Origin of the sequence: Pyxidicoccus xibeiensis (assembly GCF_024198175.1) — a bacterium.
Taxonomy (GTDB): Bacteria; Myxococcota; Myxococcia; order Myxococcales; family Myxococcaceae; genus Myxococcus; species Myxococcus xibeiensis.
In genome coordinates, this window is record NZ_JAJVKV010000013.1 from 73,467 (window position 1) to 97,294 (window position 23,828).

At 71.0% G+C, this 23,828-nt stretch carries 23 protein-coding genes; 9 read left to right on the forward strand and 14 right to left on the reverse strand.

What is annotated here, in order from left to right; all coding sequences use genetic code 11:
* The first annotated feature begins 25 nt into the window (after positions 1-25).
* The gene (locus LXT23_RS38435; RefSeq protein WP_253985417.1) at positions 26-1,111 is read left to right on the forward strand and encodes an acyl-CoA dehydrogenase family protein; all 1,086 of its coding nucleotides are present in this window, start codon (positions 26-28) and stop codon (positions 1,109-1,111) included.
* A gap of 2 nt (positions 1,112-1,113) precedes the next feature.
* On the opposite strand, the gene LXT23_RS38440 is transcribed toward LXT23_RS38435, so the two are convergent.
* The 9 genes from LXT23_RS38440 to LXT23_RS38480 form a co-directional block, all read right to left on the reverse strand.
* Positions 1,114-1,773 (reverse strand): hypothetical protein, encoded by a 660-nt coding sequence (locus LXT23_RS38440; RefSeq protein WP_253985418.1) that lies wholly within the window; start codon positions 1,771-1,773, stop codon positions 1,114-1,116.
* A 57-nt stretch (positions 1,774-1,830) separates the two neighbouring features.
* The gene (locus LXT23_RS38445) at positions 1,831-2,748 is read right to left on the reverse strand and encodes a hypothetical protein (RefSeq protein WP_253985419.1); all 918 of its coding nucleotides are present in this window, start codon (positions 2,746-2,748) and stop codon (positions 1,831-1,833) included.
* 105 nt (positions 2,749-2,853) lie between these two features.
* Positions 2,854-3,633 carry an AraC family transcriptional regulator gene (locus LXT23_RS38450; RefSeq protein WP_253985420.1) on the reverse strand — a complete coding sequence of 260 codons (780 nt, stop codon included), beginning with the start codon at positions 3,631-3,633 and terminating at the stop codon, positions 2,854-2,856.
* A gap of 55 nt (positions 3,634-3,688) precedes the next feature.
* On the reverse strand, positions 3,689-5,263 hold the full coding sequence (locus LXT23_RS38455; protein ID WP_253985421.1) for an aldehyde dehydrogenase (NADP(+)): 1,575 nt from the start codon (positions 5,261-5,263) through the stop codon (positions 3,689-3,691).
* Between the two features lie 27 nt (positions 5,264-5,290).
* Entirely contained in the window at positions 5,291-6,181 is an 891-nt protein-coding gene (locus tag LXT23_RS38460; protein ID WP_253985422.1) for a dihydrodipicolinate synthase family protein, read from the reverse strand.
* The gene (locus tag LXT23_RS38465; RefSeq protein WP_253985423.1) at positions 6,178-7,455 is read right to left on the reverse strand and encodes an NAD(P)/FAD-dependent oxidoreductase; all 1,278 of its coding nucleotides are present in this window, start codon (positions 7,453-7,455) and stop codon (positions 6,178-6,180) included. The genes LXT23_RS38460 and LXT23_RS38465 overlap by 4 nt, the downstream gene beginning before the upstream one ends.
* Complete coding sequence (locus tag LXT23_RS38470) at positions 7,448-7,702, reverse strand: (2Fe-2S)-binding protein (protein ID WP_253985424.1); 255 nt, start codon at positions 7,700-7,702, stop codon at positions 7,448-7,450. Before LXT23_RS38470 ends, LXT23_RS38465 begins: the two co-directional genes overlap by 8 nt.
* Positions 7,695-8,831, reverse strand: coding sequence for an NAD(P)/FAD-dependent oxidoreductase (locus tag LXT23_RS38475; RefSeq protein WP_253985425.1), 1,137 nt, complete (start codon positions 8,829-8,831; stop codon positions 7,695-7,697). Before LXT23_RS38475 ends, LXT23_RS38470 begins: the two co-directional genes overlap by 8 nt.
* Positions 8,828-9,763 (reverse strand): proline racemase family protein, encoded by a 936-nt coding sequence (locus tag LXT23_RS38480; RefSeq protein ID WP_253985426.1) that lies wholly within the window; start codon positions 9,761-9,763, stop codon positions 8,828-8,830. Before LXT23_RS38480 ends, LXT23_RS38475 begins: the two co-directional genes overlap by 4 nt.
* 205 nt (positions 9,764-9,968) lie before the next feature.
* Between LXT23_RS38480 and LXT23_RS38485 the strand changes: the two genes are divergently transcribed.
* A complete protein-coding gene (locus LXT23_RS38485; protein WP_253985427.1) occupies positions 9,969-10,913 on the forward strand; it encodes a DUF808 domain-containing protein in 945 nt (314 codons plus the stop codon).
* A gap of 3 nt (positions 10,914-10,916) precedes the next feature.
* On the opposite strand, the gene LXT23_RS38490 is transcribed toward LXT23_RS38485, so the two are convergent.
* The 3 genes from LXT23_RS38490 to LXT23_RS38500 all read right to left on the reverse strand — a co-directional run bounded on the left by LXT23_RS38490 (position 10,917) and on the right by LXT23_RS38500 (position 14,105).
* Positions 10,917-11,732, reverse strand: coding sequence for a hypothetical protein (locus LXT23_RS38490; RefSeq protein ID WP_253985428.1), 816 nt, complete (start codon positions 11,730-11,732; stop codon positions 10,917-10,919).
* A gap of 85 nt (positions 11,733-11,817) precedes the next feature.
* Complete coding sequence (locus LXT23_RS38495; RefSeq protein ID WP_253985429.1) at positions 11,818-13,119, reverse strand: PQQ-dependent sugar dehydrogenase; 1,302 nt, start codon at positions 13,117-13,119, stop codon at positions 11,818-11,820.
* Positions 13,120-13,271: 152 nt separating this feature from the next.
* On the reverse strand, positions 13,272-14,105 hold the full coding sequence (locus LXT23_RS38500; protein WP_253985430.1) for an alpha/beta hydrolase: 834 nt from the start codon (positions 14,103-14,105) through the stop codon (positions 13,272-13,274).
* A 175-nt stretch (positions 14,106-14,280) separates the two neighbouring features.
* Between LXT23_RS38500 and LXT23_RS38505 the strand changes: the two genes are divergently transcribed.
* The 4 genes from LXT23_RS38505 to LXT23_RS38520 are packed head-to-tail and all read left to right on the forward strand — an operon-like array spanning position 14,281 to position 19,183.
* Entirely contained in the window at positions 14,281-15,270 is a 990-nt protein-coding gene (locus tag LXT23_RS38505; RefSeq protein WP_253985431.1) for an ATP-binding cassette domain-containing protein, read from the forward strand.
* Between the two features lie 39 nt (positions 15,271-15,309).
* Positions 15,310-16,029 (forward strand): ABC transporter permease subunit, encoded by a 720-nt coding sequence (locus LXT23_RS38510; protein WP_253985432.1) that lies wholly within the window; start codon positions 15,310-15,312, stop codon positions 16,027-16,029.
* A gap of 8 nt (positions 16,030-16,037) precedes the next feature.
* Complete coding sequence (locus LXT23_RS38515; protein ID WP_253985433.1) at positions 16,038-17,672, forward strand: GldG family protein; 1,635 nt, start codon at positions 16,038-16,040, stop codon at positions 17,670-17,672.
* Between the two features lie 20 nt (positions 17,673-17,692).
* Complete coding sequence (locus tag LXT23_RS38520) at positions 17,693-19,183, forward strand: DUF4340 domain-containing protein (protein WP_253985434.1); 1,491 nt, start codon at positions 17,693-17,695, stop codon at positions 19,181-19,183.
* 45 nt (positions 19,184-19,228) lie between these two features.
* Here LXT23_RS38520 and LXT23_RS38525 read toward each other — a convergent pair whose 3' ends face one another.
* Both LXT23_RS38525 and LXT23_RS38530 read right to left on the reverse strand, forming a co-directional pair.
* Entirely contained in the window at positions 19,229-19,378 is a 150-nt protein-coding gene (locus LXT23_RS38525) for a hypothetical protein (protein WP_253985435.1), read from the reverse strand.
* Complete coding sequence (locus LXT23_RS38530) at positions 19,375-19,737, reverse strand: ArsR/SmtB family transcription factor (RefSeq protein ID WP_253985436.1); 363 nt, start codon at positions 19,735-19,737, stop codon at positions 19,375-19,377. The genes LXT23_RS38525 and LXT23_RS38530 overlap by 4 nt, the downstream gene beginning before the upstream one ends.
* A 111-nt stretch (positions 19,738-19,848) precedes the next feature.
* Here LXT23_RS38530 and LXT23_RS38535 point away from each other — a divergent pair, with 111 nt between their 5' ends.
* The 3 genes from LXT23_RS38535 to LXT23_RS38545 all read left to right on the forward strand — a co-directional run bounded on the left by LXT23_RS38535 (position 19,849) and on the right by LXT23_RS38545 (position 23,791).
* Complete coding sequence (locus tag LXT23_RS38535; protein ID WP_253985437.1) at positions 19,849-21,225, forward strand: S41 family peptidase; 1,377 nt, start codon at positions 19,849-19,851, stop codon at positions 21,223-21,225.
* 99 nt (positions 21,226-21,324) lie between these two features.
* Positions 21,325-21,609, forward strand: coding sequence for a glutaredoxin 3 (gene grxC, locus LXT23_RS38540; protein ID WP_253985438.1), 285 nt, complete (start codon positions 21,325-21,327; stop codon positions 21,607-21,609).
* 214 nt (positions 21,610-21,823) lie between these two features.
* Positions 21,824-23,791, forward strand: a complete 1,968-nt coding sequence (locus tag LXT23_RS38545; protein WP_253985439.1) for a glycoside hydrolase family 55 protein — start codon at positions 21,824-21,826, stop codon at positions 23,789-23,791.
* Positions 23,792-23,828: the final 37 nt, after the last annotated feature.

The following is a 23,828-nucleotide window of genomic DNA, read 5'->3' on the forward strand; positions in this document are numbered from 1 at the left end:
CGCCAGGATGAGGACACAGAGACAGATGACGGATACGGACCTTCTGAACGAGGCGGAGCAGCTCGCCGCGCTGGTGGCCGAGCACGCCGCGAAGCACGACCGGGACTCCACCTTCCCGGAGGAGGGGCGCGCCGCCATCGTCCGCTCCCCGCTCAACACGATGCTCCTGGACGGTGCCTCCTGGCAGACCTTCGGGCGGGTCCTCGCCACGCTGTGCCGGGCAGACGCGTCGTTCGGCACCGCCTGGCTGATGCACCAGGGCGCGGGGACGAGCTTCATGGCGCTGGTGAACGCGGCGGAGCGGGCTGCCTTCGACACCGGATTCCGTCAGGGCGCCTGGTTCGGCAACGCCCTGGGCGAGCCCACCAGCGGCAACCTGTTCCTGATGCCGCTCCAGCAGGCCCGGCGGGTGGAGGGCGGCTGGCGCCTGAGCGGGGCCAAGCGCTTCGTCTCCGGAGGCGAGCACGCGAAGTACCTCCTCACCAGCGCCATCTGTGACGGGCGGCCCTGCTTCTTCATCGTCGACAAGGACGCGTCCGTCCGGGTGGAGGAGATCTGGGACCCCATGGGCATGCGGGCCACCCGCAGCCAGTTGCTGCACTTCCAGGACACGCTGCTGCCCGAGTCACGGATGCTGAGGCTGGACCCCTCTCAGCCCAACGCGGTCTCCGCGGGGCTGCCGTGGATCTCCATCGGCATCGCCGAGGCGGCCATGGGCTTCGCCATCCAGTATGCGAAGGAGCGCCGGCTGCCGCCGGAGAACAAGCCGCTCGCCGAGCTGCAGTGGGCCCAGTTCTCCGTGGCGGACATGAGCCTCCGGCTGGAGGCGGCGCGCTCGCTCGCCATGCGCTCCGCCAGCGCCACGGACGCGCGCGCGCCGGACTTCCCCATCCTCCAGATGCAGGCCAAGGTCGTCGCCAACGAGGCCGCCGTGTCCATCGCCAATGCGGCGCTGGAGCTGGCGGGAGGCTCTGGCTACCTGCGCAGCCGCCCCCTCGAGCGCTACGTCCGAGATGCGATGAGCGGCCCGCTGATGGCCTGGTCCGGCGCCGTCACCCGTGACTTCCTGGGCAAGGCGCTGCTGGGGCTCCAGGGGCCTCCGCCGGGCTGACCTCAGCCGACCACGAGGAGGTCGCCGAGGCGCTGCAGCCAGAAGCGCTGCTCGGGATGGCGCCGGAACTGCTCCCTGGCATGGCTCGCCGCCAGGGTCCGCAGCCGGCGGTCGAGGCGCTTGCGGTCCGCGGGCGGGAGCAGGTCGATGAGGGCGACCCAGTTGGCTCGGCACCCGACCTCCTCGCCGACCTCGGCGACGCACTCGAACTGCGCGAGGCTCAGCGTGGGTGGGGCGGCCGCGTCCAGGAGGCTGTCGCAGAAGGACTCGAACGCGATGACGCGCTCGCCGTAGCGCATCAGATGGCGCACGAACTCGAAGTCGTTCGCCCGCGCCTGGAAGTCGTCGCAGAGCTGGTGGAGCCTGGCCGCCCAGCGGGCGCGGCGGGCCTGGAAGACGGTGGGCTCGTCGAGCCGGAACACGCGCTCGGGACCGGAGGCTCGCGGGTGCCACCCCTGGGACAGGGCGTGGAGGACGGCCTCGCGCACCAGCCATGGGGCCACGGGGTCGACAGTCTCCAGCCACGTCACCATCCGCTGACGCGGCGGCTCGACGGCTTCGACCACGATGCCGGGCACCGGGGCGCCACCGTTGGTGACGACCCAGCGATACCGCTCGCCTTCCACGGTCAGCAGCCGCGCGCCCTTCTTCGCCAGCCCCATGTCTGGCTTTCTAGCAGCCGCGGCTGGCGCCCGACGAGCCCCCTGGGGAGCGCGTGTTCAGAAGGCGCGGTTTACCGCATAGCCGCAGATCCTGTGCTCGGCCTTGTAGGTGTTCGGACCGGGGATGCCGTCGATGGGGCCGGTGTAGCCGAAGCTCCGGCCGACCGTCTGGACCCGGGTCCAGTAGATCTTCCCGGGGACGCCGTCCTCCTGCGCGGACGTGCGGGGCCCGCCCCGGCTGTTCAGCTCACGCGCGGTGATGCGCACGCGAATGTTCTCAGTGTTGGGGCCGGTGACGCCGTCGATGGGGCCGGTGTAGCCGAAGTCGCGCCGGCCCACCGTCTGGATGCGCTGGTAATAGATGTTGCCGGGGATGCCGTCGTACTCCGTGGACGTCTTCGGCAGGCCACCGGGAGGAGGAGGCGTGCCGCCGCCGGCGATGCGCCCGCCCGCGTAGTCCATGGACCAGCCGAGGTACCGCGCGCCCGTCCGGGCCGAGTAGCCGGAGACGCTGTTGATGCCGATGGCGTCACCCCACGACTCGGCCAGGTTGCGCGTGGCCATGAACACCGTGGAGCCACCGCCATTGAGGTCCGCGCCCACGTGGCCGTACGCACCGATGTCCCACCAGTGGAAGGCGCCAGTGGGCGCCGAGGCGGCGTTCAGCGAGAGGATGTCCGAGGCGTGGTAGGCCAGGATGGCGGAGTCCCGCGCGGACGAGGCCGGAAGCTGGCCGAAGCGGAACATGAGCGAGCCACACCACTGGTCCCACGTCCCGCCGTCCCGCTTGGGGTTGGCGGCGGCGAAGGCCCGCGCCCTGTCGTAGATGGGCGAGTTCAGCTCCGCGCTGGCCGTGGCGACGGCGTCCGTCTCGGACCCGCCGAGCGTCGCGTCCTCGACGGTACCTCCGCACGAGGCGAGCAGCAGGCCCGCGGACAGCAGGGCGGTGTTCCACGTCATCCGGTTCGAATGCATCGGCTGGCTCCAGGTGTCGTTGCTGAGGGGGGAAACGCAACGAGGTTGTCGGAGCAGACCGTTCCTGAGTTTCTTGGTGATTGAGATTTTCTGGAAGTCCCCGTCTTATTTCGCGGGGTTGGCGAGGCCCTGGAGCTGCCGGTACTGGCGTGGGCTCAGGCCGGTCACCTGCTTGAACTGGCGTGAGAGCGCGCTCTGGTCGCAGAAGCCCACGGCGAGGGCGATGGCCGCGATGGGCTGGTCCGTGTCCACGAGCCGCTCCGCCGCCGCGTCGATGCGCGTCTTCATGATGAACTGCCCGGCGGACAGCTGGAAGATGCGCCGCATCCGCCGCTCGAACTGCGCCGCGGACATGCCGGCCCGGCGCGCCAGCGTGTCGATGCGCAGCCGCTCGCCATGATGGGCCTGGATGTAGTCGATGGTCGCCGCGAAGCGCTCATCCACCAGCCCGCCCCGGCCCGGCTCGTGGACGTCCTTGGACAGGCACGCCAGGCCCAGGATGGCTCCGGAGGCGTCGAACAGCGGCACCTTGTTGGTGAGGCACCAGCCCGGCTTCCGGTCATTGAAGAGCGTCAGGTCCAGGTTGTCGATGATGGGCCGCCCCGTCCGGAACACGCGCTCGTCCTGCCGCACGTAGCGGTCCGCCATGTGCCGGGGGAACAGCTCGTGCGCCGTGCGTCCCACCGCCGCTGCCTTGTTCTTCAGGCCGCAGCGCTCCGCGCACGCGTCGCTGATGCACACGTACCGGCCCCGGATGTCCTTCACCGAGAAGACGATGTCCGGCACCCGGTCGAACAGCGCCTCCGCGAAGAGCGGGTTCGCCACCCGCCCCATGAAGTCTGCCCGCCAGTGCTCCAGCTCCGCGCGCGCCTTGGTGGTTTCCATCCGCCCTCGCGACGGAAGGACACCAGAAAGGCCGCCCGCTCGCCACCCGGGAGGTTCAGCCTCGCGTCAGCACCCCGTCCACGGTGCGCCAGAGGTTCAGCGGGTTGGACTCGCGCAGCTCGGTGGGCAGCAGGGGCTCGGGCAGGTCCTGGAAGCAGACGGGCCGGACGAAGCGGCGGATGGCTCCGGTGCCCACGGCGGTGAAGCGGCCATCCGAGCTGGCCGGGAAGGGGCCGCCGTGCACCATGGCGGGGCAGACCTCCACGCCCGTGGGCACGCCGTTCACCAGCACGCGGCCCACCCGGTCCGCCAGCATGGGCAGCAGCTCCGCCGCCAGGGCATGGTCTCCCGGCTCGAGGAGCAGCGTCGCGGTGAGCTGGCCCTCCAGGCTCGCCGCCACGCGCACCAGGTCCTTCGGCTCCCGGGCGCGGGTCAGCACCGCGCAGCTCCCGAACACCTCGTCCGTCAGCGCCGCGTCCGCCAGCACCGCGCCCGTGTCCACCTCGAACAGGGCCGGGGCGCCCAGGGCGTTGCGCGACTCACCGCGCACGCACGTCCGTGCATCCGGGCGCGCGGCGAGCCGGCCCACGCCCTCGCGGAAGCGCTCGGCGATGGCGGGCGTCAGCATGGGCGCGGCGGAGACGGCGCCGAGCCGCTCGCTGAGGCGGGCCCGGAAGGCGTCGTAGCCCGGGCCCTCCACCGCCACGAGCAGCCCGGGCGAGGTGCAGAACTGGCCCGTGCCCTGGACGATGGAGGCAGCCAGCGCGTCCGCGAGCGCCTCGGGACGCGCGGCCAGGGCCTCGGGCAGGAGGAAGATGGGGTTGATGGAGCCCATCTCCGCGAAGACGGGGATGGGGACGGGACGGGCGGCGGCCAGCTCCATCAGCGCGCGGCCACCGGCGCGCGACCCGGTGAAGCCCACGGCCCGGATGGCGGGGTGGCGCACCAGGGCGCGGCCCACCTCGATGCCGGCGTCGAACAGGAGCGAGAACACACCCTCGGGCAGCCCGCAGGCGACCACGGCGGCGCGCACCGCCAGGCCCGCGAGCTCGGACGTGGCCGGGTGGGCGGGGTGCGCCTTGGCGACGACGGGACAGCCCGCGGCCAGCGCCGAAGCGGTGTCCCCGCCGGCCACGGAGAAGGCGAGCGGGAAGTTGCTGGCGCCGAACACCGCGACCGGCCCCACCGGGCGCAGCATGGAGCGCAGGTCCGGCCGGGGCAGGGGGCGGCGCTCGGGCAGGGCATGGTCGATGCGCGCGTCCACCCAGCTTCCCTCCTCGAGGAGGCGGGCGAACTGGCGGAACTGGCCCGCGGCGCGGCCCAGCTCGCCCTGGATGCGCGCGGGAGGCAGTCCCGTCTCGCGCGGCGTGACGGCCAGGAAACCGGCCTCGGCCGCCAGCAGGGCCTCGGCGACATGCTCCAGGAAGCTGGCGCGCTGGCGCGAGGACAGGGCACCGAAGCCGGGTGCGGCGTCCTGCGCGAGCTGGCAGGCCCGCTCCACCTCGTGAGGGTGCGCGCCGTGATAGCGGGGCTCCAGCGCGACGCCCTCCGCCGGGTTCCAGCCGGTGAAGGTCGGCCCGCCGGGCTCACCGCGTCCGGCGCCAATCAGGGACAGTCCCATCCATTCCATGCCGTGGCTCCTCGCTTCGGGTGGGGGCTACAGGGCCGGGCGGCTCGCCAGCGCCTCGCGCAGCACGCGCAGGCACTCCTCGCGCTCTGCGCCGGCCAGCTCCAGCCGGGGCGGGCGCACGCGCTCGTGGCCCCAGCCCTGCTCCTGCTGCACCAGCTTGATGAGCTGGACGAACTTCGTCACGGTGTCCAGCCGCAGCAGCGGCAGGAACCAGCGGTACAGCGCGAAGGCCGCGTCCTTCTTGCCGGCGGCCGCCAGCTCGAACAGCCGCACCGACTCGTCCGGGAAGGCATTCACCAGGCCCGCGACCCAGAACTTCGCGCCGGCCTCCACGCCCTCCACGAGGCAGTCATCCACGCCCACGCCCAGCGTCAGCCTGTCGCCCAGCAGGGCGCGGATGCCGGTGATGCGCCGGGCGTCGGTGGAGGACTCCTTCACGGCGGCGGCGTTGTCGAACTCCGCGGCCAGCTCGGCCAGGTAGGGCGGGGTGAAGTCCGTCCGGTAGGCCACGGGGTTGTTGTAGATGAGGCACGGCAGCTTCGTGGCGCGGAGCACGGCGGCCAGGTGGGCCTTCATCTCTCGCCAGTCGCTGGAATAGACGTAGGGCGGCAGCACCATGAGGCCCGCGCAGCCCGCGTCCTCGGCGGCCTTCGCCAGCCGCACGGCCTCGGCGGTGGAGAGCGCGGCGATGCCCGGGATGACGGGGGCCTTCACCGCGTCCGTGACGGTGCGCATCAGCGCGGCCTTCTCCTCCAGGCTCAGCGTCGCGCCCTCGCCCAGCGAGCCGCAGGGGATGATGCCGGTACAGCCGCGCGACACGAGCCAGCGCACGTGCGCGCGCACCGCGCCGTGGTCGACGGACAGGTCCGCGTTGAAGGCAGTGGTGATGGCGGGAAGGACACCGGTCCAGAGGCTCATGACTCTCTCTTTGGGGTGGGTGGGGGTTCAGGAGGAAGGCGGAGGCTGCCGATGCGTGCGGGCAGGCAGGGCGGGCGCACGTCCTCGCCGGCCCAGCCGAAGAGTGTCTCCGCGGCGGCGCCACAGGTGCGGCCCTGGCAGGCGCCCATGCCCAGGCGCGCATAGAGCCGGGCCTCGCGGAGGTTGCCGCAGCCCTCCAGCTCGGAGAGCGGCACGTCCTCGCAGCGGCACACCAGCGTGTCCGGCGTGGCCAGGGCCCGCAGCTCCGGGCGGGGCGCGTCATGCAGGGCGAGCGCGGTCGCGAAGGCGCGGATGCGCTGCCAGGAGGTGTCCAGCGCGCTGGGGACGGGCTGCTCCGCGGCGACGAGGCCGGCAAGCTCCCCGGTGACGAGCGCCTGGTCCACGCCGCCGATGCCGAGCAGCTCGCCCACGGCCTGCACGCGGGGGACGCGGGTCTCCAGCCGGTCGTTGACGACCACCGCGCCGCGCACGACTTCGCAGCCCAGCAGCCGCGCCAGCTCCAGGTTGGGCACGAGGCCCCAGGCCGCGCCCAGGTAGTCACACGCAAGCTGCGTCTCACGGCCGCGCACGGAGAGGCGGACGCTCTCGAGCCTCCGCTCGCCCTGCGCCGCGAGCACCCAGGCATCCGTGGCGGAGGGCACACCCACGAGTCCCGCCGCCAGCGCGGCGCCCTGGAGCAGCTTGCCCGGGTGGCGCCAGAGCTGGAGGGCGAAGCCCCAGTGCCGCGCGGCGGGGGCCTGCTCGGCGATGAAGAGGACGTCGCCGCCGTGGGCCTGAATCGTCGCGGCGGCGGCGAGCAGCAGCGGCCCCGTGCCGGCGAGCACCACGCGCTTGCCCTGGATGGGGAGGCCGTCCTTCACGAGCACCTGGAGGCCACTGACGCCCAGCACCCCCGGCAGCGTCCAGCCGGGGAAGGGGAGGAAGCGCTCTCGCGCGCCCGTGGCGAGCACCAGCCGGCCGTAGCGCACCGCGAGCGAGGACGTGCCCTCTTCGACGAGCAGCAGGCCCGGCTCGGGCGCTGCGACGACGCGGGCTCCGGGGCGGAAGCGGGCGCCCGAGGCGGCGAAGCGCGACAGCCACCGCCGGGCCAGCCGGTGCTCACGCTTCCGGGCCTCGCCACGCCAGATCTGCCCACCGGGCTCCGGCTGCTGGTCCAGGACGAGCACGTCCAGGCCTGCCTCGGCCGCACGGCACGCGGCGGCAAGCCCACCCGGCCCGGCACCGACTACGACGAGGTCACAGGCCTCACGCATCCGTCACCACCTCCTGGCCGTCGCGGCAGGGCGTGAGGCATGCCAGCACCTCGGGCACGCCGTCGATGGTGGCGCGACACTCGAAGCAGACGCCCATGCCGCACAGGGGGCCGCGAGGCCGTCCGCCCAGGTCGCCGCGGCTGACGAAGTCTCCGGCCAGCGCGAGGGCCGCGGCCACCGATGTGCCCACCGGGACGGTGACGACCCGACCATTGATGCGCAGGGTGAGGGACGCGCCGTCACGCATGGGCCACCTCCCGAGGCGCCGCCGTCAGGAAGCGCGCGGGCGCATACGGCCGGGCGTCGATGGCGCTCGCGCGGCCCACCAGCTGGTCCGCGACCAGCCGCGCGCTGCCCGTCGCGGTGGTGATGCCCAGCCCCTCGTGGCCACAGGCCAGCCACAGCCAGGGCTTCTCCGGGTGAGGCCCCAGCAGCGGCAGCCCGTCCGGAGTCGCCGGACGCAGCCCCGTCCAGACGCGCAGGGCCTGCAATCCATCGAGCCCGGGCAGGAACACGGCGGCGCGCTTCAGCATGCGCTCCAGCATCTCTGCCTCCACCTCTCGAGTCCCCACGCCCGGCTGCCGCGAGGACCCGAGCAGGAGCTGTCCCGTGACACGCGGCTGCGCATTGAAGGCCACCGACGCGCCATCGGTGCCATGCGCGCTCTTGAGGTAGCCCAGCTCCACGAGCTGGTGGTGCACCACCGGCGCGCCCCGGCGGGTGATGAGCAGGTGCCCCTTGCGCGGGGTGATGGGCAGCCCCGGGCACAGCGCGGGGCTGGCCACGCCCGCCGCGAGCACGATGCGGCCCGCCGCCAGGACCTCGCCCCCCTCCAGCACCACCTCGCCCGGCCGCAGCGCCTGCACCCGGCGGCCGCACCACAGTCGCGCGCCCCGCGCCTGTGCCCGCCGCGCGAAGTGGAGCGCGGCGACCGGCGGGTACAGCACGGCGTCATCCGTCACCCTCAGCGCGCCCACGAGCCCCGGCGCGAGCGCGGGCTCGGCCTCGTAGAGCGCGGCGGCGTCCAGCACCTCCGTGCGCACACCGGCGGCGCGGTAGTTCGCGACCTTGGCGGAGACCGCGGCCAGTTCCTCGTCATCGGCGGCCAGCCAGAGCGTCCCGCACGCGTCGTACTCCACGGTGCGTGGCAGCCCGTCCGCCAGCTCGCGCCAGAGCGCCACCGACCAGGCCGTGAGCGCCAGCTCCGCCGCGTTGTCGTCCATGGCCACCAGGTGGCCCATGCCGCACGCCGTGGTGCCCGCGCCGATGGAGCGGGCCTCCACCAGCGCGACGGACAGCCCCTCGCCCACCAGCGCGTCCGCCAGCGCCGCACCGACGATGCCTCCGCCGACGATGACGCAGTCGAAGGCGCTCATCCGATGCCCCAGGCGAAGGGGTCCGACGAGTCCACCACCAGCATGGCCTCCGCGTTCACCGACGCCGTGCCGGTGATGACGGGGAGGATCCGGTCGCCATAGCGCGTGTAGCGCGCCTCGAAGCGACTGCCGATGATGCTCTCCTGCACCCACGTCGCGCCCTCGGCGAGGGCACTCTCCGCGGCGAGGCACGCGAGCTTGGCGCTCGTCCCGGTGCCGCACGGCGAGCGGTCATAGGCCAGCCCCGGACAGAGCACGAAGTTGCGCGCGTCCACACCCGGTGTGGGTGAGGGCGCGTACAGCTCCACGTGGTCGATTTCCGCTCCCCCCGTGCCGGTGATGCCCTTGGCCGCCAGCGCATGCTTGATGGCGGACGCGTACGCGGTGAGCGCGGGGACGTGCGGCAGCTCCAGCGGCAGATGCTCGGCTCGGGAGAGGAAGAACCAGTTGCCACCCCAGGCGATGTCCCCGCGAACCTCACCATGTCCGGGAACGGAGACGGCCACATCGTGGGCCAGCCGGTGGCTGGGCACGTTGGCGATGCTCACCTTTCCATCCGGGTGCAGGGTGGCCTTGACCACGCCCACGGGCGTCTCCAGCGAGTGGACGCCAGGGCCGATGCGGCCCAGGTACTCCAGCGTCTTCACCACGCCGATGGTGCCGTGGCCGCACATGCCGAGGTACCCGACGTTGTTGAAGAAGATGACGCCGGTGACGCAGGAGGGGAGGGTGGGAGGACACAGCAGCGCGCCCACCATGACGTCCGAGCCGCGGGGCTCGCAGACGATGGCCTTCCGGAAGTCGTCGAAGCGCTCCCGGAAGCGCTCACGCAGGATGACCAGGTCGTCCCGTCCCAGCTCCGGCCCTCCCTCCAGGACCACGCGAGTGGGCTCACCGCCGGTGTGACTGTCGATGACACGAATGCGTCGCATGTGGAGCGCTCCTCCCACCCGGACTACCCAGACGTCACCCTAGGGGGGGCGGCACGCGGTTTCTTGGACCTTTCGAGCACGTTGGCGTGGCAATCGCGCAAATGCCCGGTTCCAGGGGCTTCCACGGCGGGGAGGGGAGTGAGGTATACCCGCTACCCTGCAGGGACCTGAGTCCCAAGACCCCTAGCAATAGAGGAAGACCCTCGTGGCCGGAAGCAGCCTCTTTACGCTGATTGACGACATCGCCAGCCTCCTGGACGACGTCGCGACCATGACCAAGGTCGCGACGAAGAAGACCGCGGGCGTGCTCGGTGACGACCTTGCGCTGAACGCCCAGCAGGTGTCCGGCGTCAACGCCGACCGCGAGCTGCCCGTCGTCTGGGCGGTCGCCAAGGGCTCGATGGTCAACAAGGCCATCCTGGTCCCCGCCGCCCTGGCCATCAGCGCGTTGATTCCCTGGGCCATCACCCCGCTGCTGATGCTGGGCGGCGCCTTCCTCTGCTACGAGGGCTTCGAGAAGCTGGCGCACAAGTTCCTGCACAGCCACGAAGAGGACGCGTCCCACCACCAGGAGCTCGTCAAGGCCGTAGCGGACCCCGCGGTGGACCTCGTCGCCTTCGAGAAGGAGAAGATCAAGGGCGCGGTGCGCACCGACTTCATCCTGTCGGCGGAGATCATCGTCATCTCGCTGGGCACGGTGGCCACGGCGACCTTCGGACAGCGGGTCGCCGTGCTGGTGGGCATCGCCCTCATCATGACCGTCGGCGTGTATGGCCTGGTCGGCGGCATCGTGAAGCTCGACGACGCGGGGCTCCACCTCAGCAAGAAGCCCAGCGCCCTGGCGCGCGCGTTCGGCCGGGGGCTGCTCGCCACCGCGCCCAAGCTGATGAAGTTCCTCTCCATCGCCGGCACGGTCGCCATGTTCATGGTCGGCGGCGGCATCCTCACCCACGGCATCCCGTTCCTGCACCACCTCAGCGAGGGCATCGCGCACGGGGTGGCGGGGGTGCCCGGCATCGGCGGCGTCCTCGCGGCCCTGCTGCCGTCCGTGGTGGACGCGGTGACGGGCGTCATCGCCGGGGCGCTCGTGCTGGCGCTGGTGATGGCGGCGACGAAGCTGTTCCGGGCGGTGCGCGCGAAGCCGGCGTAGGCCCTACCGCGCCGGCTCGCAGCCCAGGCGCTGCCTGCCGACGGCCAGGTCGTCCAGCCACCAGCTCGTGGGGACGGAGAGGCCCTGGTAGAGGAAGACGCCGGTCTCCAGGACGGTGAAGCCGGTGGCCTTCTCGCGCACCGGCGGCACTTCCGTCGGCGGGTCGGAGAAGACGAACTTCCGGGGCCATGCGAGCTCGACACCATCGAGCCAGACGCGGGGTTCCGCCGCCTCCGGCGCGTCACCGTTGGCTCCGTCGAAGAGCCACTCCAGGCACGCCCAGTCCTCGAGCACGAGCGGCGTGTCGGAGACCTGCACCCACTCCGGGAAGCCGGGCGGCTCGGGCGGGTGCCAGATGGCCATGTAGTGCTGCTGCCAGGTGGCGACCTCGTACCAGTCGAGCGTGTCGAACGCGCGCTCCTGGCTCCCTGGCCGGGGATAGCGCGCGTTGAAGAGGCCCGCGTGGGACATGGGGCGCGCGGGCGTCGTGTAGACATAGACGCGGCCCCACAGCACCGGGCCGAAGTCCTCGGGAAGCTCGAAGCGAATCGTCTTCTTCGGCCCGCCCTGCGTCCCTTCCTTGCCGCCGACCAGCTCCCGGGCGTGCAGCGCGTACCGGCCGCCGTGCGCGCGGGTGTCGTCCACGAGCAGCTGGCCGCTGAACTCGTCGCGATGCGGAGTCCAGCCCGCCGGCAGCGTGCCCTCCTCGAAGTCCCAGCACAGCGTCTGTGGGGGCGCGCACGCGGGCGTCGCGGGAGGGCTCCCGCGAGGGCCGTGAGCGCAGGCCGTCAACCACGCCAGCACGCACGTCGAGCTCAACCAGGCGTTTCGGGTACGCAACCGGGGCACCCCTTTCGAGTGCCCCGGACGCTAGCGCAACCCGGGCCCGCGTCGCGCCTGCCGCTCACTTCGGGGTGAGCTTGAGCAGCTTGCCGTCGGAGGCGTCGGTGAGCACGTAGAGCGCGCCCTCGGGCCCCTGGACGACCTCGCGGATGCGCGCGTCGAGGTCGGTGAGCAGCCGCTCCTCGCCGACCACCCGGTCGTTCTCGAGGACCAGCCGCACCAGGGCCTGGCTGGACAGGCCGCCGATGAAGACGTTGTCACGCCACTCGGGGAAGAGGGCCCCGGTGTAGATGGTCATCCCGGAAGGGGAGATGACCGGGTCCCAGTAGTACACGGGCTGCTCCATGCCCGGCCCCTGCGTGCTCTTGTGGATGGGCGCGCCGGAGTACTCCTCGCCGTAGCCGATGGTGGGCCAGCCGTAGTCCTTGGCCTTCTCCACCAGGTTCAGCTCGTCACCGCCGCGCGGCCCCATCTCCACCTCCCAGAGCCGGCCCTGGGCGTCCAGCGCCGCGGACAGGATGTTGCGGTGGCCCAGGGACCAGATCTCCGGCTTCGCCTCCTTGCGGCCCACGAACGGGTTGTCCCTGGGCACCGAGCCGTCGGGGTTGATGCGGACCACCTTCCCGAAGTGGCTCTTCAGGTCCCTCGCCTGTACGCGGCCGGGGAGGATGGAGCGCTCGCCTAGCGTGACGAACAGCTTGCCGTCCGGGGCGAACACGAGGCGGCCTCCCGCGTGCAGCGTGGACTCCAGCGTGGGCTGCATGCGGAAGATGACCTTGAGGCCCTCGACGCGCGGCTTCGGGCCGTCCACCAGCTTCGCGCGCGCCACCGCCAGGCCGTTGCCGCCCTCGCGCGGCTCGTAATACGCCCAGTAGATGAGGCCGCTCTTCGCGTAGTCGGGGCCCACCTCCACGTCGAGCAGGCCGCCCTGGTTGCGCCCATCCACGGGCGGCAGCCCCGCGACGGCGGGAGACTTCGCGCCCTGCGGCGTGACGATGAAGAGGTTCCCGGTGGGCTTCTCCGTCACCAGCATGCGCTGGTCCGGCAGGAACGCGATGGCCCAGGGCTTGTTGAAGCCCGACGCCACCTCGGTGACCTGGATGGCGGTGCGGGACTGCACGGCCGGCGCTCGTGTCTGACCGGGGAAGGCCGGCTTGAACTCGGGGACGTTGGGAGGCGCCGTCTCGATGGGGGCGCCGGTGGGGTTGGGCCCCTCCCGGGGCTGCGTCTGCTGGCTGCCGTCCGCCCGGCCTGGAGCCAGGTTGCCGCTCTGCTCAGCGGGCTTGCGGGCGCCCTGGCCATATGCCGCCCCCGGGTTGGAGAGGAGGGCGGCGAAGGCGAGGGTACTCAAAAGCGTGCGCATGGGGGTCGCTCCACGGTGCTCGAGGGGTTGCGGCCCAGATAACCATTCCTGGCGCTACCCGCCGCCTCGTCGACGCGCGGCTGTTCGAGGAGCGACAGGGCCTGGAGCTCCTGTGCCCGTCATGGCGCGCCCGCACGTCGCGGCCCCGCTACTCAGGGATTGAACAGCTGGCGCAGCACCTGGGGCGAGGCGGAGCGGTAGATGTTGTCGTGGCGCAGGTCCGGCCGGGGCTCGTACTTCCACTTCAGGCCGGCGGGGGCCTTCTCCCGGAGCGTCTCCGCCAGGCGCGCGGCAACGGGCGCGATGTTCTCCTCGTCGGCGGAGGACAGGTACAGCACGTTGCTCAGCTGCTTCGCCGCCGCGAGCCGCTCACCGGCCTTGTTCACCAGCTCCTCGCTGTTCCACCAGAGGCTCGGGCTCAGGGCGATATAGGTGTCGAACAGCTTCGGCTGGAGGAAGAACGTCTCCACGATGAACAGCCCGGCGAGCGACTCGCCGATGATGGCGGTCTCCTTCGTCACGCGATACTTGCGCCGGATGTGGGGCATCAGCTCCTCGCCGATGAAGCGCCGGAATGCGGCCGAGCCACCGACGCGCGGGGCAATCTCGCGGTCCGTGGCGACCTGAGTCGGGCCCGTCATGTCCCTGCGGCGCTCGGTGTTCTCGATGCCCACCACGATGAAGGGCCGCAGCTGGCCGGCCCGGATGGCGGTGTCGACCGTGGTGGCAACGTGTGGGAAGTCCTCCTTCACGCCACCATCCGGCATGTACAGCACCGGGTAGCGGGTGGACTTCGCCGCGTCATAGCCCGGCGGCAGGTAGACGTTGATGCGCCGGCTCTCCTTGAGCGCCGCCGACTTCACGGTGAGCGTCTGGTGCGGCGGCACCGGCTCGGCTGCGGGCTCGGCCGGCTGGGCCTGGCCCACCGTTCCAAGGACGAGTGAGGGGAAGAGCAACAGGCGGGCCAGCAGCAGCGACAGTCTCATCGAATCTCCAGGGCCGGACGGGATGACTGAAATTCAGTGTCGCCGAAATCGGAGGGGCGCGGGCGGTCGAAATAAATTCGCACGAGGTCCCGTTGACAGCGCCGGCTGCCGTTTTAAGTGCAGACGGCGTTTGAACAGAACTCTTCGTTTCATGGGGTGAGCCGTGTCTCAACCAATGATCCGGATCGAAGGTCTGACCAAGAGCTACGGGGCCACGCAGGCACTGCGTGGGGTCAGCTTCGACGTCCCTCGGGGGCAGGTGGTGGGATTCCTGGGCCCCAACGGGGCCGGCAAGTCCACCACGATGAAGATTCTCGCCGGCTTCGTGACGCCGACTTCCGGCCGGGCGAGCGTCAATGGCATCGACGTCAGCGCCGACCCGGTGGCCTCCCGGCGGCTGATTGGCTACCTGCCCGAGAACAACCCTCTCTACGAGGAGATGATGGTCAGGGACTTCCTGGACTTCGTCGCCGAGGTGAGAGGGATTCCCAGGGACAGGCGCGCGGAGCGGATTCGAAGCGCGGTGGACCGCTGTGGCCTGCGCGCGGTGCTGGGCAAGGACATCCACCAGCTCTCCAAGGGCTACCGGCAGCGTGTGGGATTGGCGCAGGCCATCGTGCACGACCCGGACCTGCTCATCCTGGACGAGCCGACCACGGGCCTGGACCCCAACCAGATTGTGGAGATCCGCGGCCTCATCAAGGAGCTGGGCCAGGAGAAGACCGTCATCCTCTCCACGCACATCCTGAGCGAGGTGCAGAGCACCTGCAGCCGGGTGCTCATCATCAACGACGGGCGCCTGGTCGCGGACGACGCGCCGGAGCGGCTGGGGAAGGGCGAGGGCGGGACGGTCACCGTCGTGCTCGCGTCGCGCACGGGCGGCATGCTCCAGTCGGACGCGGTCCGCGCGATGCTGGAGCGCGTGCCCGGTGTCACGGGCGTGGAACTGGCGGAGGGCGAGGGGAGCGGCACGCTGGGCTTCCGGCTGCGCTACGGCAACGAGGACATCCGCCGCGCGCTCTTCGACGCCGCCGTGCAGCACGAGCTGTGTCTGCTCGAGGTGAAGCGGCAGCACGTCAGCCTGGAAGAGACGTTCCGCAAGCTCACCGGGGGCGAGGGGCCGCGTGGCCCCAAGCCGACCCAGGTGCCGCCCCTGGCGGCGTGAGCGCGCGGCTCCGGACATCCGAAACAATCGAGGTCGAGCATGGGAACGACACTGGCCGTCGCCAGGCGTGAGTTCAGGAGTTTCTTCAACTCGCCGGTCGCCTACATCGTCATCGGCGTGTTCCTGGTCGTGGCGGGGTGGCTGTACTTCAGCACCGTCTTCGTCGCGGGCCAGGCGTCGCTGCGGGGGTTCTTCAGCATCGCCCCCGTGCTGTTCGTCGTCTTCGCACCGGCCGTGACGATGCGGCTGGTGGCCGAGGAGCGCAAGACGGGCACGCTGGAGCTGCTGCTCAGCATGCCCCTGCGGGACTGGGAGGTGGTGGCGGGCAAGTTCCTCGCGGCGCTGGGCATGGTCGCGGTGGGGCTCTTGTGGACGCTGCCCTATCCGCTCACCGTGGCGGGCCTCACCGCCGAGGGCGCCCGGTTCGACTGGGGCCCGGTGGTGATGGGCTACCTGGGGCTCTTGCTGATGGCGTCCAGCTTCCTGGCGCTGGGGCTGTGGGCGAGCGCGCTGAGCCGCAACCAGATCGTGGGCTTCATCATCGGCCTGCTGCTGTGCTTCGCCTTCTACTTCATCGACAAGTTCGCCCTGGTGCTGCCGGAGTCGGTGGGCGCGCTGCTCCAGTACCTCTCGGTGGACTACCACTTCGCGAACATCGCGCGCGGCGTGCTGGATACGCGTGACGTCCTCTTCTACCTGTCGCTCACGGGCGTGGGGCTGGCGCTGACCACGCGCACCCTGGGCAACGTCCGTCAGTGAGGTTGACGATGAAAGCCGGTTCCTCCAACGCGAACATCTTCCTGGCGGCGACGGTGGGCTGCCTGGTGCTGCTCAACATCCTGGCGGTGCGCACCTTCGGCCGCTTCGACGCCACCCGCGAGAAGATCTACACGCTGGCCCAGGCCAGCAAGGACACGATGGCGGGCCTGCAGGACCCCGTCACCGTCACCGCCTACTTCACGGACGAGCTGCCGCCGCCGTACTCCAGCAACGCGCGCTACGTGCGCGACCTGCTGGAGGAGTTCCGCGCCGCCTCCAAGGGCCAGCTCTCCTTCGAGTTCCTGGACCCCATGACGCAGGAGACGGCCGAGGACCAGGAGACGAAGCGCGAGACGAAGCGCGATATCTTCGGCCGCGTCTTCCGCGAGCCGACCTCCGTGGAGCGGGAGCTGGCCGAGAAGGGCGTCCAGCCCGTGGAGCTCCGCGTCATCGAGGACGACCAGATGCAGACGAAGCGCGCCTACATGGGCATCGTCATCAAGCACCAGGAGAAGCAGGAGGTCATCCCCGTCGTCCAGGATGTGCGCACGCTGGAGTACGACCTCACCACGCTGGTGCGCAAGCTGACGCGCCCGAAGACGCCGGTGCTCGGCGTGCTGCAGGGGCACGACGCGCCGCTGCTGCGCGAGAAGCTCACCCACCTGCAGACGCTGCTCAGCCAGATGTACGAGGTCCGCCCGGTGGACCTGTCCGGCAAGGAGCGCGTGGACGCGGACGTGGACGCGCTGCTCGTCATCGGCCCCAAGACGCAGCTCCAGCCGGGCGAGCTCAAGGCCATCGACCAGTTCGTGATGGCCGGCAAGAGCGTGGCGTTCTTCCTCGACTCGGTCCAGGTCGACCCGAAGACCTTCGAGGCGAGCGACGCCACCCACGGCCTGGGGCCCCTGCTGGCCACCTGGGGCATCCAGGTCGGCGACAAGCTGGTGGCGGACGTCGAGTCCGCGCAGCTCAACGTGCAGGAGCGCCGCGGCTTCATGGTGGTGTCCATGCCGGTGCCGTACCCGTTCATCCCGCTGCTGGAGCGGCTGGAGGGCGACAGCCCCATCACCCAGGGCCTGTCCGGCGTCACCCTGCCGTTCAGCACCACCGTCACCGCCACCGCGCCCGAAGGGGCGCAGGCCACCGTGCTCGCGAAGTCCTCGCGCAAGAGCTGGCTGGAGGGCAAGCCGTACAACATCGACCCCCGGCGGGACTGGCGCTCTGAGACCCTCTCCCCGGACGGCCCGCACCCGCTGATGGTGCAGGTGAGCGGCAAGCTCAAGAGCCACTTCGCCTCCGAGGCGCAGGCCAGCACCTCCAGCGGGACGCCCGTGCTGGCGGAGAGCCAGGGCGAGCCGCGCGTCATCGTGGCGGGCGGCTCGGCGGCGCTGTGGGACGACTTCATGGGCCGGCCCAACCAGGCCCTGCTCCTGAACGTCGCGGACTGGCTGCTGCTGGACCCCGCGCTCCTGGCCATGCGGACGCGGGGGCTGGCCGAGGCCCCGCTCCAGCAGGAGCTGAGCGCCACCACGCGCAACACCGTCAAGTTCGGCAATGCCTTTGGCATCCCCGTCGCGCTCGCCGCCCTCGGCCTCGTCCGCTGGCGGCGGCGGGAAGCGCGCCGGGCCACCGTCACCGTCTGAAGCGGAGCTGAGGAAGAGCCATGAAGAGAGGAACCCTCATCGCCCTTGGCGCGTTCGCCGTGCTGCTCGTGCTGGTGCTCGCCACCCGGGAGCCCCAGGTCAGCGTGGGCGTGCGCAAGCTGGAGCTGCCGAAGCTGGACAAGGCCCAGGTCACCGCGCTGGAGCTGACGGGCGCGAGGAGCGCCACCCTCCGCAAGGAGGGTGAAGGCTGGACGGTGGCGGACCCTGGCAAGCCGGACGTGAAGTACCCGGCGGACGACAGCCAGGTGAGCGCCGTGCTCGACGCGCTGTCGCAGGTGAAGAACCCGGACTTCGTCACCGAGCGGGCCGAGAAGCTGGCGGAGTACGAGCTGGATGATGCGAAGGGGCTGAAGCTCAAGGTGCTCCAGGGCAGCGCGCCGGCCGTGGAGCTGGTGCTCGGGAAGGCCGCGCGGAACGGCGGGGTGTACGTCCGCAAGGCGGGCAGCAACGAGGTCTTCGCGCAGCCGGGCTGGCTGGACGGGGCCGTGCGCAAGGACGTGAAGGGCTGGCGCAAGCGCCGGCTGGTGACGCTCGAGCTGGACAAGGTCTCTCAGCTCATCCTCCGCTCGAAGGAGGGCGAGAGCGTGACGCTGAAGGCGGGGGCGAACTCCGACGAGTGGAGCCTCGCGGAGGGGACTCCGACGCCGGAGGGCTTCCGGTTCAGCGCGTCGGTGGCCCAGCAGCTCGCCCAGCAGCTGACGGGCCTGTATGCGCAGGACTTCCTCGAAGGCGAGGCCGCGGCGGACGCCGCGACGGGCCTGGGGGAGGCGCACGACACCCTGGAGGCGCAGCTGGAGGACGGCAAGAAGGTGGTGCTGCACCTGGGCCGCCAGCCCGACTCGAAGGACGGCGCGTCGCCCGTGGCGGCCCGCGTGGACGGGGACCCGCAGGTGTACCAGCTCTCGCCGTACGTCGCGTCGCAGCTGCGCAAGCGCCTCGTGGACTTCCGGGACCTGGGCCTGTTCCGCTTCGAGCCCCAGAAGGTCACGAAGCTGAAGCTCCAGGCCGGTGGCAAGCCCGTGGTGGTGACGAAGGAGGGCGAGACGTGGAAGCTGACCGAGCCCGCGAAGCTCCCGGCGGGCTTCGAGTTCGACGCCTCGCAGGTGGACCTGCAGCTCGCGTGGCTGCGCGGGCTGCGCGCCACGCGCGTGGTGGAGGGCGCGGTGACGGAGGGGCAGGCGGGGCTCGCCTCACCGGCCGCGCTCGTGGAGGTGACGGTGCAGGGCGAGCCCGTCCAGACGCTGAAGCTGGGCCGGGAGGTGCCGGGCGCGGCCAGCGGCACGAAGGACCTCTACGCCCGCACCACGCTCGACGGGCTCACCTACGCCGTGGGGGACGGCGTGCGTGCCCGGCTGGCGCAGGGCGTGGACCTCTTCAAGCGTCGCACGCCGCCGCCCGGGCTGGCCGGGGCAGGGCAGCTCCAGGGCCTGGAGTCGCTGCCGCCCGACGTGAGGAAGCAGCTGGAGTCGCAGCTCCGCACGATTCAGTGACGGAGGCTCACGACGCCTGCTGGAGCGACGCGCCGAGCTGGTCCATCAGCTGGCGCGTGCCCGCCTCGCGCAGGGCGGGGCGGTCGTGGCCGTCGAGGAACGCGCCTTGGCGAAGGCGGCGAACACACGGGACGCCGGGACGGGGTAGGTGCGCTCGACGGTGAAGGTGGCGTGGGTGACGCTGCGCTGCTTCATGGCTTGTTCCTCCTGCTCTTCGGGTCTGCTGCCGCGTCTTCTTCCGCGAGGAACTCGCCCAGGCGGTCCAGGCGGTGCTCCCAGAGCGTGCGACGCTCGTTGATCCACTGCTCGGCCAGGCGGAGCACCTTGGGCTCGATGCGGCAGGTGCGCACGCGGCCGACCTTCTCGGAGCGGATGAGGCCGCTCTCCTCCAGCACCTGGAGGTGCTGCACGACGGCCGGCAGCGACATGTCGAGCGGCCGGGCAAGCTCGCTGACCGATGCCGGGCCGCGACTGAGCCGCTCCACCATGACCCGCCGCGTCGGGTCGGCCAGCGCGTGGAACACCGAATCGAGCGCGGCGCTATTGTTAAGCATATTATTAAGTATTGTCTTGGACCCGTTCCTGTCAAGGGGGCCCCGTCGCGATGAGGCGGCTGTCCTGAGGGCCGGTGTCCCCCGGGGCGACGGCGGACTAGGCTCACCGTCGTGAACCACGGGCATGCGATGACGGCGGCTGGCGGCAGAGGGGCGTGCCGGGCCTGGCTGGGTGCGTTGCTGTCCGCGGCGCTGCTGCTGCCCGGCGCCGCAAGGGCCCAGGGGCCGAGCGACGAAGGCGAGCCGGTGGACGCGGCCCTGCGCGTGAGGATGGTCACCCGCGTCTCGGAGACACTGAACGAGACGTATGTCTTCCCGGACGTGGCGAAGAAGATGGAGGCGCGCCTGCGTCAGCGGCTGAAGGCGGGGGCCTATGACGGGTTTGCCCGCTCGGGCGCGCTCGCGGCGGCGCTGACCCGGGACCTCCAGGACGTGAGCCGCGACAAGCACCTCGTCCTGCGCTACGCGACCGCGCCGCACCCCGAGCAGGACTCCCCCGGGCCAGGAGGACGTGAGCAGCTCCGCCGCGCGCAGGCCCGGACGAACTTCGGCTTCCAGAAGCTGGAGCGGCTGACGGGGAACGTGGGCTACCTGGACCTGCGGGCGTTCCGGGCCGCGGAGCTCGCGGGGGACACCGCCATTGCCGCCATGGGCTTCCTGGCCCACTCCGACGCCCTCATCATCGACCTGCGCTGGAATGTCGGCGGCGAGCCTTCGATGATTCAGCTCCTCAGCAGCTACTTCTTCGACCGCCCCACGCACCTCAACAGCTTCTACCTTCGCAAGGCGAACACCACGCAGCAGTTCTGGACCTCCGCCCATGTGCCCGGCAAGCGGATGACCGACGTTCCCCTCTACGTCCTCACCAGCCCGCGCACCTTCTCCGCCGCGGAGGAGTTCGCCTACAACCTGAAGCACCTGAAGCGGGCCACCCTCGTCGGAGAGACGACCGGGGGTGGAGCGCACCCCATCGAGACCCGGTTCCTCGCGGACGTGCGCGTGCTCGCGTTCATTCCCTTCGGCCGCGCGGTGAACCCCATCACCGGGACGAACTGGGAGGGCACCGGCGTGACGCCGGACCTCCAGGTCGCCGCGGACAGGGCGCTCGACGCTGCGCACGTGGAGGCGCTGAAGACGCTGCGAGCGCGGGCCAGCGACGATGCGCGGAAGGCCCGGCTCACCTGGGCCCTCCAGCGGGTGGAGGCACTGGCTGCTCCGGTGACGCTGTCACCGGAGGTGCTGAAGGGGCTCGCCGGGACGTATGGAGACTTCCGGCTGAGCTACGAGGACGGCTCGCTCTGGTGCCAGTGGCGGCAGGAGCTGCCCCGCTCCCAGGTCATCCCGCTGTCCGCGGACCTCTTCATGCTGGATGACGGCATGGACGTCTTCCGCTTCCGCGTCGAGAAGGATGCGGCGGGCAGGGTGAAGGGGCTGACGGCGCTGTTCCCGGATGGAAGGACCGACAGGCTCGAGCTCAGCGGAGGCTGAGGCTCACGTGCGGGGTGAGCAGGCAGCCATGCGGGGCTGGCATCGGGCGGGACGTGCCTAGCTTGGAGGGACACGCCACCGCCTTCCGGGAAGGACCCCATGGCCCAGGTCACGATGTACACGAAGACGTACTGCCCCCACTCGAAGCATGCCCGCGAGCTGATGCGCTCCAAGGGCATGGACTTCGACGACATCGACGTGACGGAGGACGAGCAGCGCTTCTCGGAGATGGTAGAGCGGTCGGGTGGGGGAACGACCGTTCCCCAGGTCTTCATCGGTGGCCGCCACGTGGGCGGCGCGGATGACCTGGACGCACTGGACGCGCGGGGGGACCTGGACGCGATGCTCGGCCGCGACGCCGGGGCCGCGCACAGCCCGGCCTGACGCCCTCCGGGCGGCATTGTCCTTTCGGACGACGCAAGTGGGGCCCCACGTCACGGTTCCACGGTGGAGTGACTCTCGGGTTAAGTTGGTTGTTCCGATTTCCCCGGAGGTGTCCACCGTGGCTGTGAGCAGGAGCGTGCGTTCGTTGTGTGCTTGGCTGGGAGTGCTGCTGGGGAGTGGAAGCGCGGGGAGCGCGCATGCGGCCTGGAGGAGCGTGCTGTATCCCTCCACCTGGACGCCGGGCTACCGGAACCCGGGCAACTCCGCCCAGTTCCTGCATGACTTCTCGTACGCGGGCTATCGCCAACGGCAGGTGGAGCCACCCGTCCGGACGGACCGCGTCCTCACCGTGACGGCGGCTCCGTACTTCGCGGACAACACGGGGGCATCGGACGTCACGGCCATCCTCCAGCAGGCCATCGATGACGCGGGGGCCGTGGCCGGGGGCGGGGTGGTGCTGCTGCCGTCGGGCACGTACCGGGTGTCGCCGCCCTCGGGCAAGGCGTACGCGCTGCTCCTGAACAAGAGCAACGTCGTGCTCCGGGGGCAGGGCCCCACCAGCACGTTCCTCTACAACTCGGCGACGAACATGCGCGGCAAGAGCGTCATCCGCGTCTCCCCGCAGGGCACGACGGTGAGCTGGACGTCGGGCGCCACCGCCACCGTCTCCGTCACCGCGGACGTGCCCGTGCTGGCGACGCGCATCCCCGTGTCCAGCGTGACGGGCTACGCGGTGGGCAACTGGGTGGTGGTGCGCTCGGACGTGACGGCGGCGCTGAGCGAGGAGCTCAACATGGGCACCGTGTGGACCGGGGTGACCGGCCCGACCTTCTACCGGCGGGTCACCGAGGTGGACTCCGTCGCGAAGACGCTCACCGTCGACATCCCGCTCCGGCTGGGCCTGAAGACGCGGGACAACGCGCGGGTGCACAAGATTCCCGCCCACGTGTCCGAGGTCGGCGTGGAGAACCTCGCCATCGGCATGCGGGAGAACGCGACGCCGGGCACCGGCGACGAGGACTACACCGTCGCCGGCACGGGGGCGTACGAGATGCACGACTCCTTCGCCATCTCCATGAACCACGTCGTGGATGGCTGGCTTGTCAATGTCAGCTCCTACCGCCCGCCCTCCAACACGCGTGACGTCCACCTGCTGTCCAACGGCATCGACCTGCTCTACTCGCGCAACGTCACCGTGGACGCCTGCGAGCTGGGCAGGCCCCAGTACAAGGGCGGTGGCGGCAATGGCTACCTGTTCTCCATCCGGGGAAGCGACAGCCTCATCAAGGACAGCGCGGCCTACCAGGGGCGGCACAACTTCAACTTCCGCTCCATGTATGCGACGGGCAACGTGCTGTTCAGCAACCGCGCCTCGGACGGCACGCTGGTGTCTGACTTCCACATGCACCTGAGCGCGGCCAACCTGCTGGACAACCTCACCCTGTACCAGGAGAAGCTCGAGGCGGCGGACCGCTCTCCCTACGGGACGGTCAGCCACGGCGTCACCACCACGCAGAGCGTGTTCTGGAACACGCACGGGGCGAAGTACCGCTCGGGCTCCAGCGCCATCATCCGCTCCCAGCAGTACGGCGAGGGCTATGTGATTGGAGTGCGCGGGAGTGCCACGGGGGTGGAGCTGGGCAACACGGCGAAGACGGCGCCGACGGACTTCGCGGAGACGGCCTCCCCGGGCGAGCAGCTGGTGCCCCAGTCGCTCTACGTCGACCAGCTCAAGCGGCGGCTGGGGAGCACCGTGGAGCATGACGGCCACGTGCTGGTGTACCAGGCGGAGAACCTCAAGCCGACGAACGCGGGGCAGCGCTCCTCGACGAATACCGAGGCGTCCGCCGACAACGGGAGCATCCGGTACCACAACGGGAGCGCCGTGGGAGACGCCGTCTCCTACGCCCTCTACCCGCGGACGCTGGGGACGTTCAGCGTGCGGGTGCGCACGAAGAAGCTCAACACCCGGGGGCAGTACCAGCTGGACATCAACGGGGTGAACCAGGGCCCCGTGCAGGACGAGTACTCCAGCTCGGCGGTGTTCTCGGAGGCGAACCTGGGGACGGTGACCTTCTCGGACCTCGAGCCGAAGACGTTCACCTTCACCGTCGTGGGCCGCAACGCCGCCAGCAGCGGTTACAACGTCGCTGTCGACTCGATCACCCTCGTCCGGCAGTAGCACGCAGGGGTGAGGCCGCGGCGAGCTTCCGCGGCCT

What these genes read in the sequence shown, in the direction of transcription:
- LXT23_RS38470 (WP_253985424.1), bottom strand. Translation starts at nt 7,702, where the DNA reads ATGCGTGACGGCGCGTCCCTCACCCTGCGCATCAATGGTCGGGTCGTC.
- LXT23_RS38465 (WP_253985423.1), bottom strand. Translation starts at nt 7,455, where the DNA reads ATGCGTGAGGCCTGTGACCTCGTCGTAGTCGGTGCCGGGCCGGGTGGG.
- LXT23_RS38525 (WP_253985435.1), bottom strand. Translation starts at nt 19,378, where the DNA reads ATGAAGCAGCGCAGCGTCACCCACGCCACCTTCACCGTCGAGCGCACC.
- LXT23_RS38435 (WP_253985417.1), top strand. Translation starts at nt 26, where the DNA reads ATGACGGATACGGACCTTCTGAACGAGGCGGAGCAGCTCGCCGCGCTG.
- LXT23_RS38440 (WP_253985418.1), bottom strand. Translation starts at nt 1,773, where the DNA reads ATGGGGCTGGCGAAGAAGGGCGCGCGGCTGCTGACCGTGGAAGGCGAG.
- LXT23_RS38480 (WP_253985426.1), bottom strand. Translation starts at nt 9,763, where the DNA reads ATGCGACGCATTCGTGTCATCGACAGTCACACCGGCGGTGAGCCCACT.
- LXT23_RS38515 (WP_253985433.1), top strand. Translation starts at nt 16,038, where the DNA reads ATGAAAGCCGGTTCCTCCAACGCGAACATCTTCCTGGCGGCGACGGTG.
- grxC (WP_253985438.1), top strand. Translation starts at nt 21,325, where the DNA reads ATGGCCCAGGTCACGATGTACACGAAGACGTACTGCCCCCACTCGAAG.
- LXT23_RS38510 (WP_253985432.1), top strand. Translation starts at nt 15,310, where the DNA reads ATGGGAACGACACTGGCCGTCGCCAGGCGTGAGTTCAGGAGTTTCTTC.
- LXT23_RS38500 (WP_253985430.1), bottom strand. Translation starts at nt 14,105, where the DNA reads ATGAGACTGTCGCTGCTGCTGGCCCGCCTGTTGCTCTTCCCCTCACTC.
- LXT23_RS38455 (WP_253985421.1), bottom strand. Translation starts at nt 5,263, where the DNA reads ATGGAATGGATGGGACTGTCCCTGATTGGCGCCGGACGCGGTGAGCCC.
- LXT23_RS38505 (WP_253985431.1), top strand. Translation starts at nt 14,281, where the DNA reads ATGATCCGGATCGAAGGTCTGACCAAGAGCTACGGGGCCACGCAGGCA.
- LXT23_RS38460 (WP_253985422.1), bottom strand. Translation starts at nt 6,181, where the DNA reads ATGAGCCTCTGGACCGGTGTCCTTCCCGCCATCACCACTGCCTTCAAC.
- LXT23_RS38530 (WP_253985436.1), bottom strand. Translation starts at nt 19,737, where the DNA reads ATGCTTAACAATAGCGCCGCGCTCGATTCGGTGTTCCACGCGCTGGCC.
- LXT23_RS38475 (WP_253985425.1), bottom strand. Translation starts at nt 8,831, where the DNA reads ATGAGCGCCTTCGACTGCGTCATCGTCGGCGGAGGCATCGTCGGTGCG.
- LXT23_RS38450 (WP_253985420.1), bottom strand. Translation starts at nt 3,633, where the DNA reads ATGGAAACCACCAAGGCGCGCGCGGAGCTGGAGCACTGGCGGGCAGAC.
- LXT23_RS38445 (WP_253985419.1), bottom strand. Translation starts at nt 2,748, where the DNA reads ATGCATTCGAACCGGATGACGTGGAACACCGCCCTGCTGTCCGCGGGC.
- LXT23_RS38520 (WP_253985434.1), top strand. Translation starts at nt 17,693, where the DNA reads ATGAAGAGAGGAACCCTCATCGCCCTTGGCGCGTTCGCCGTGCTGCTC.
- LXT23_RS38495 (WP_253985429.1), bottom strand. Translation starts at nt 13,119, where the DNA reads ATGCGCACGCTTTTGAGTACCCTCGCCTTCGCCGCCCTCCTCTCCAAC.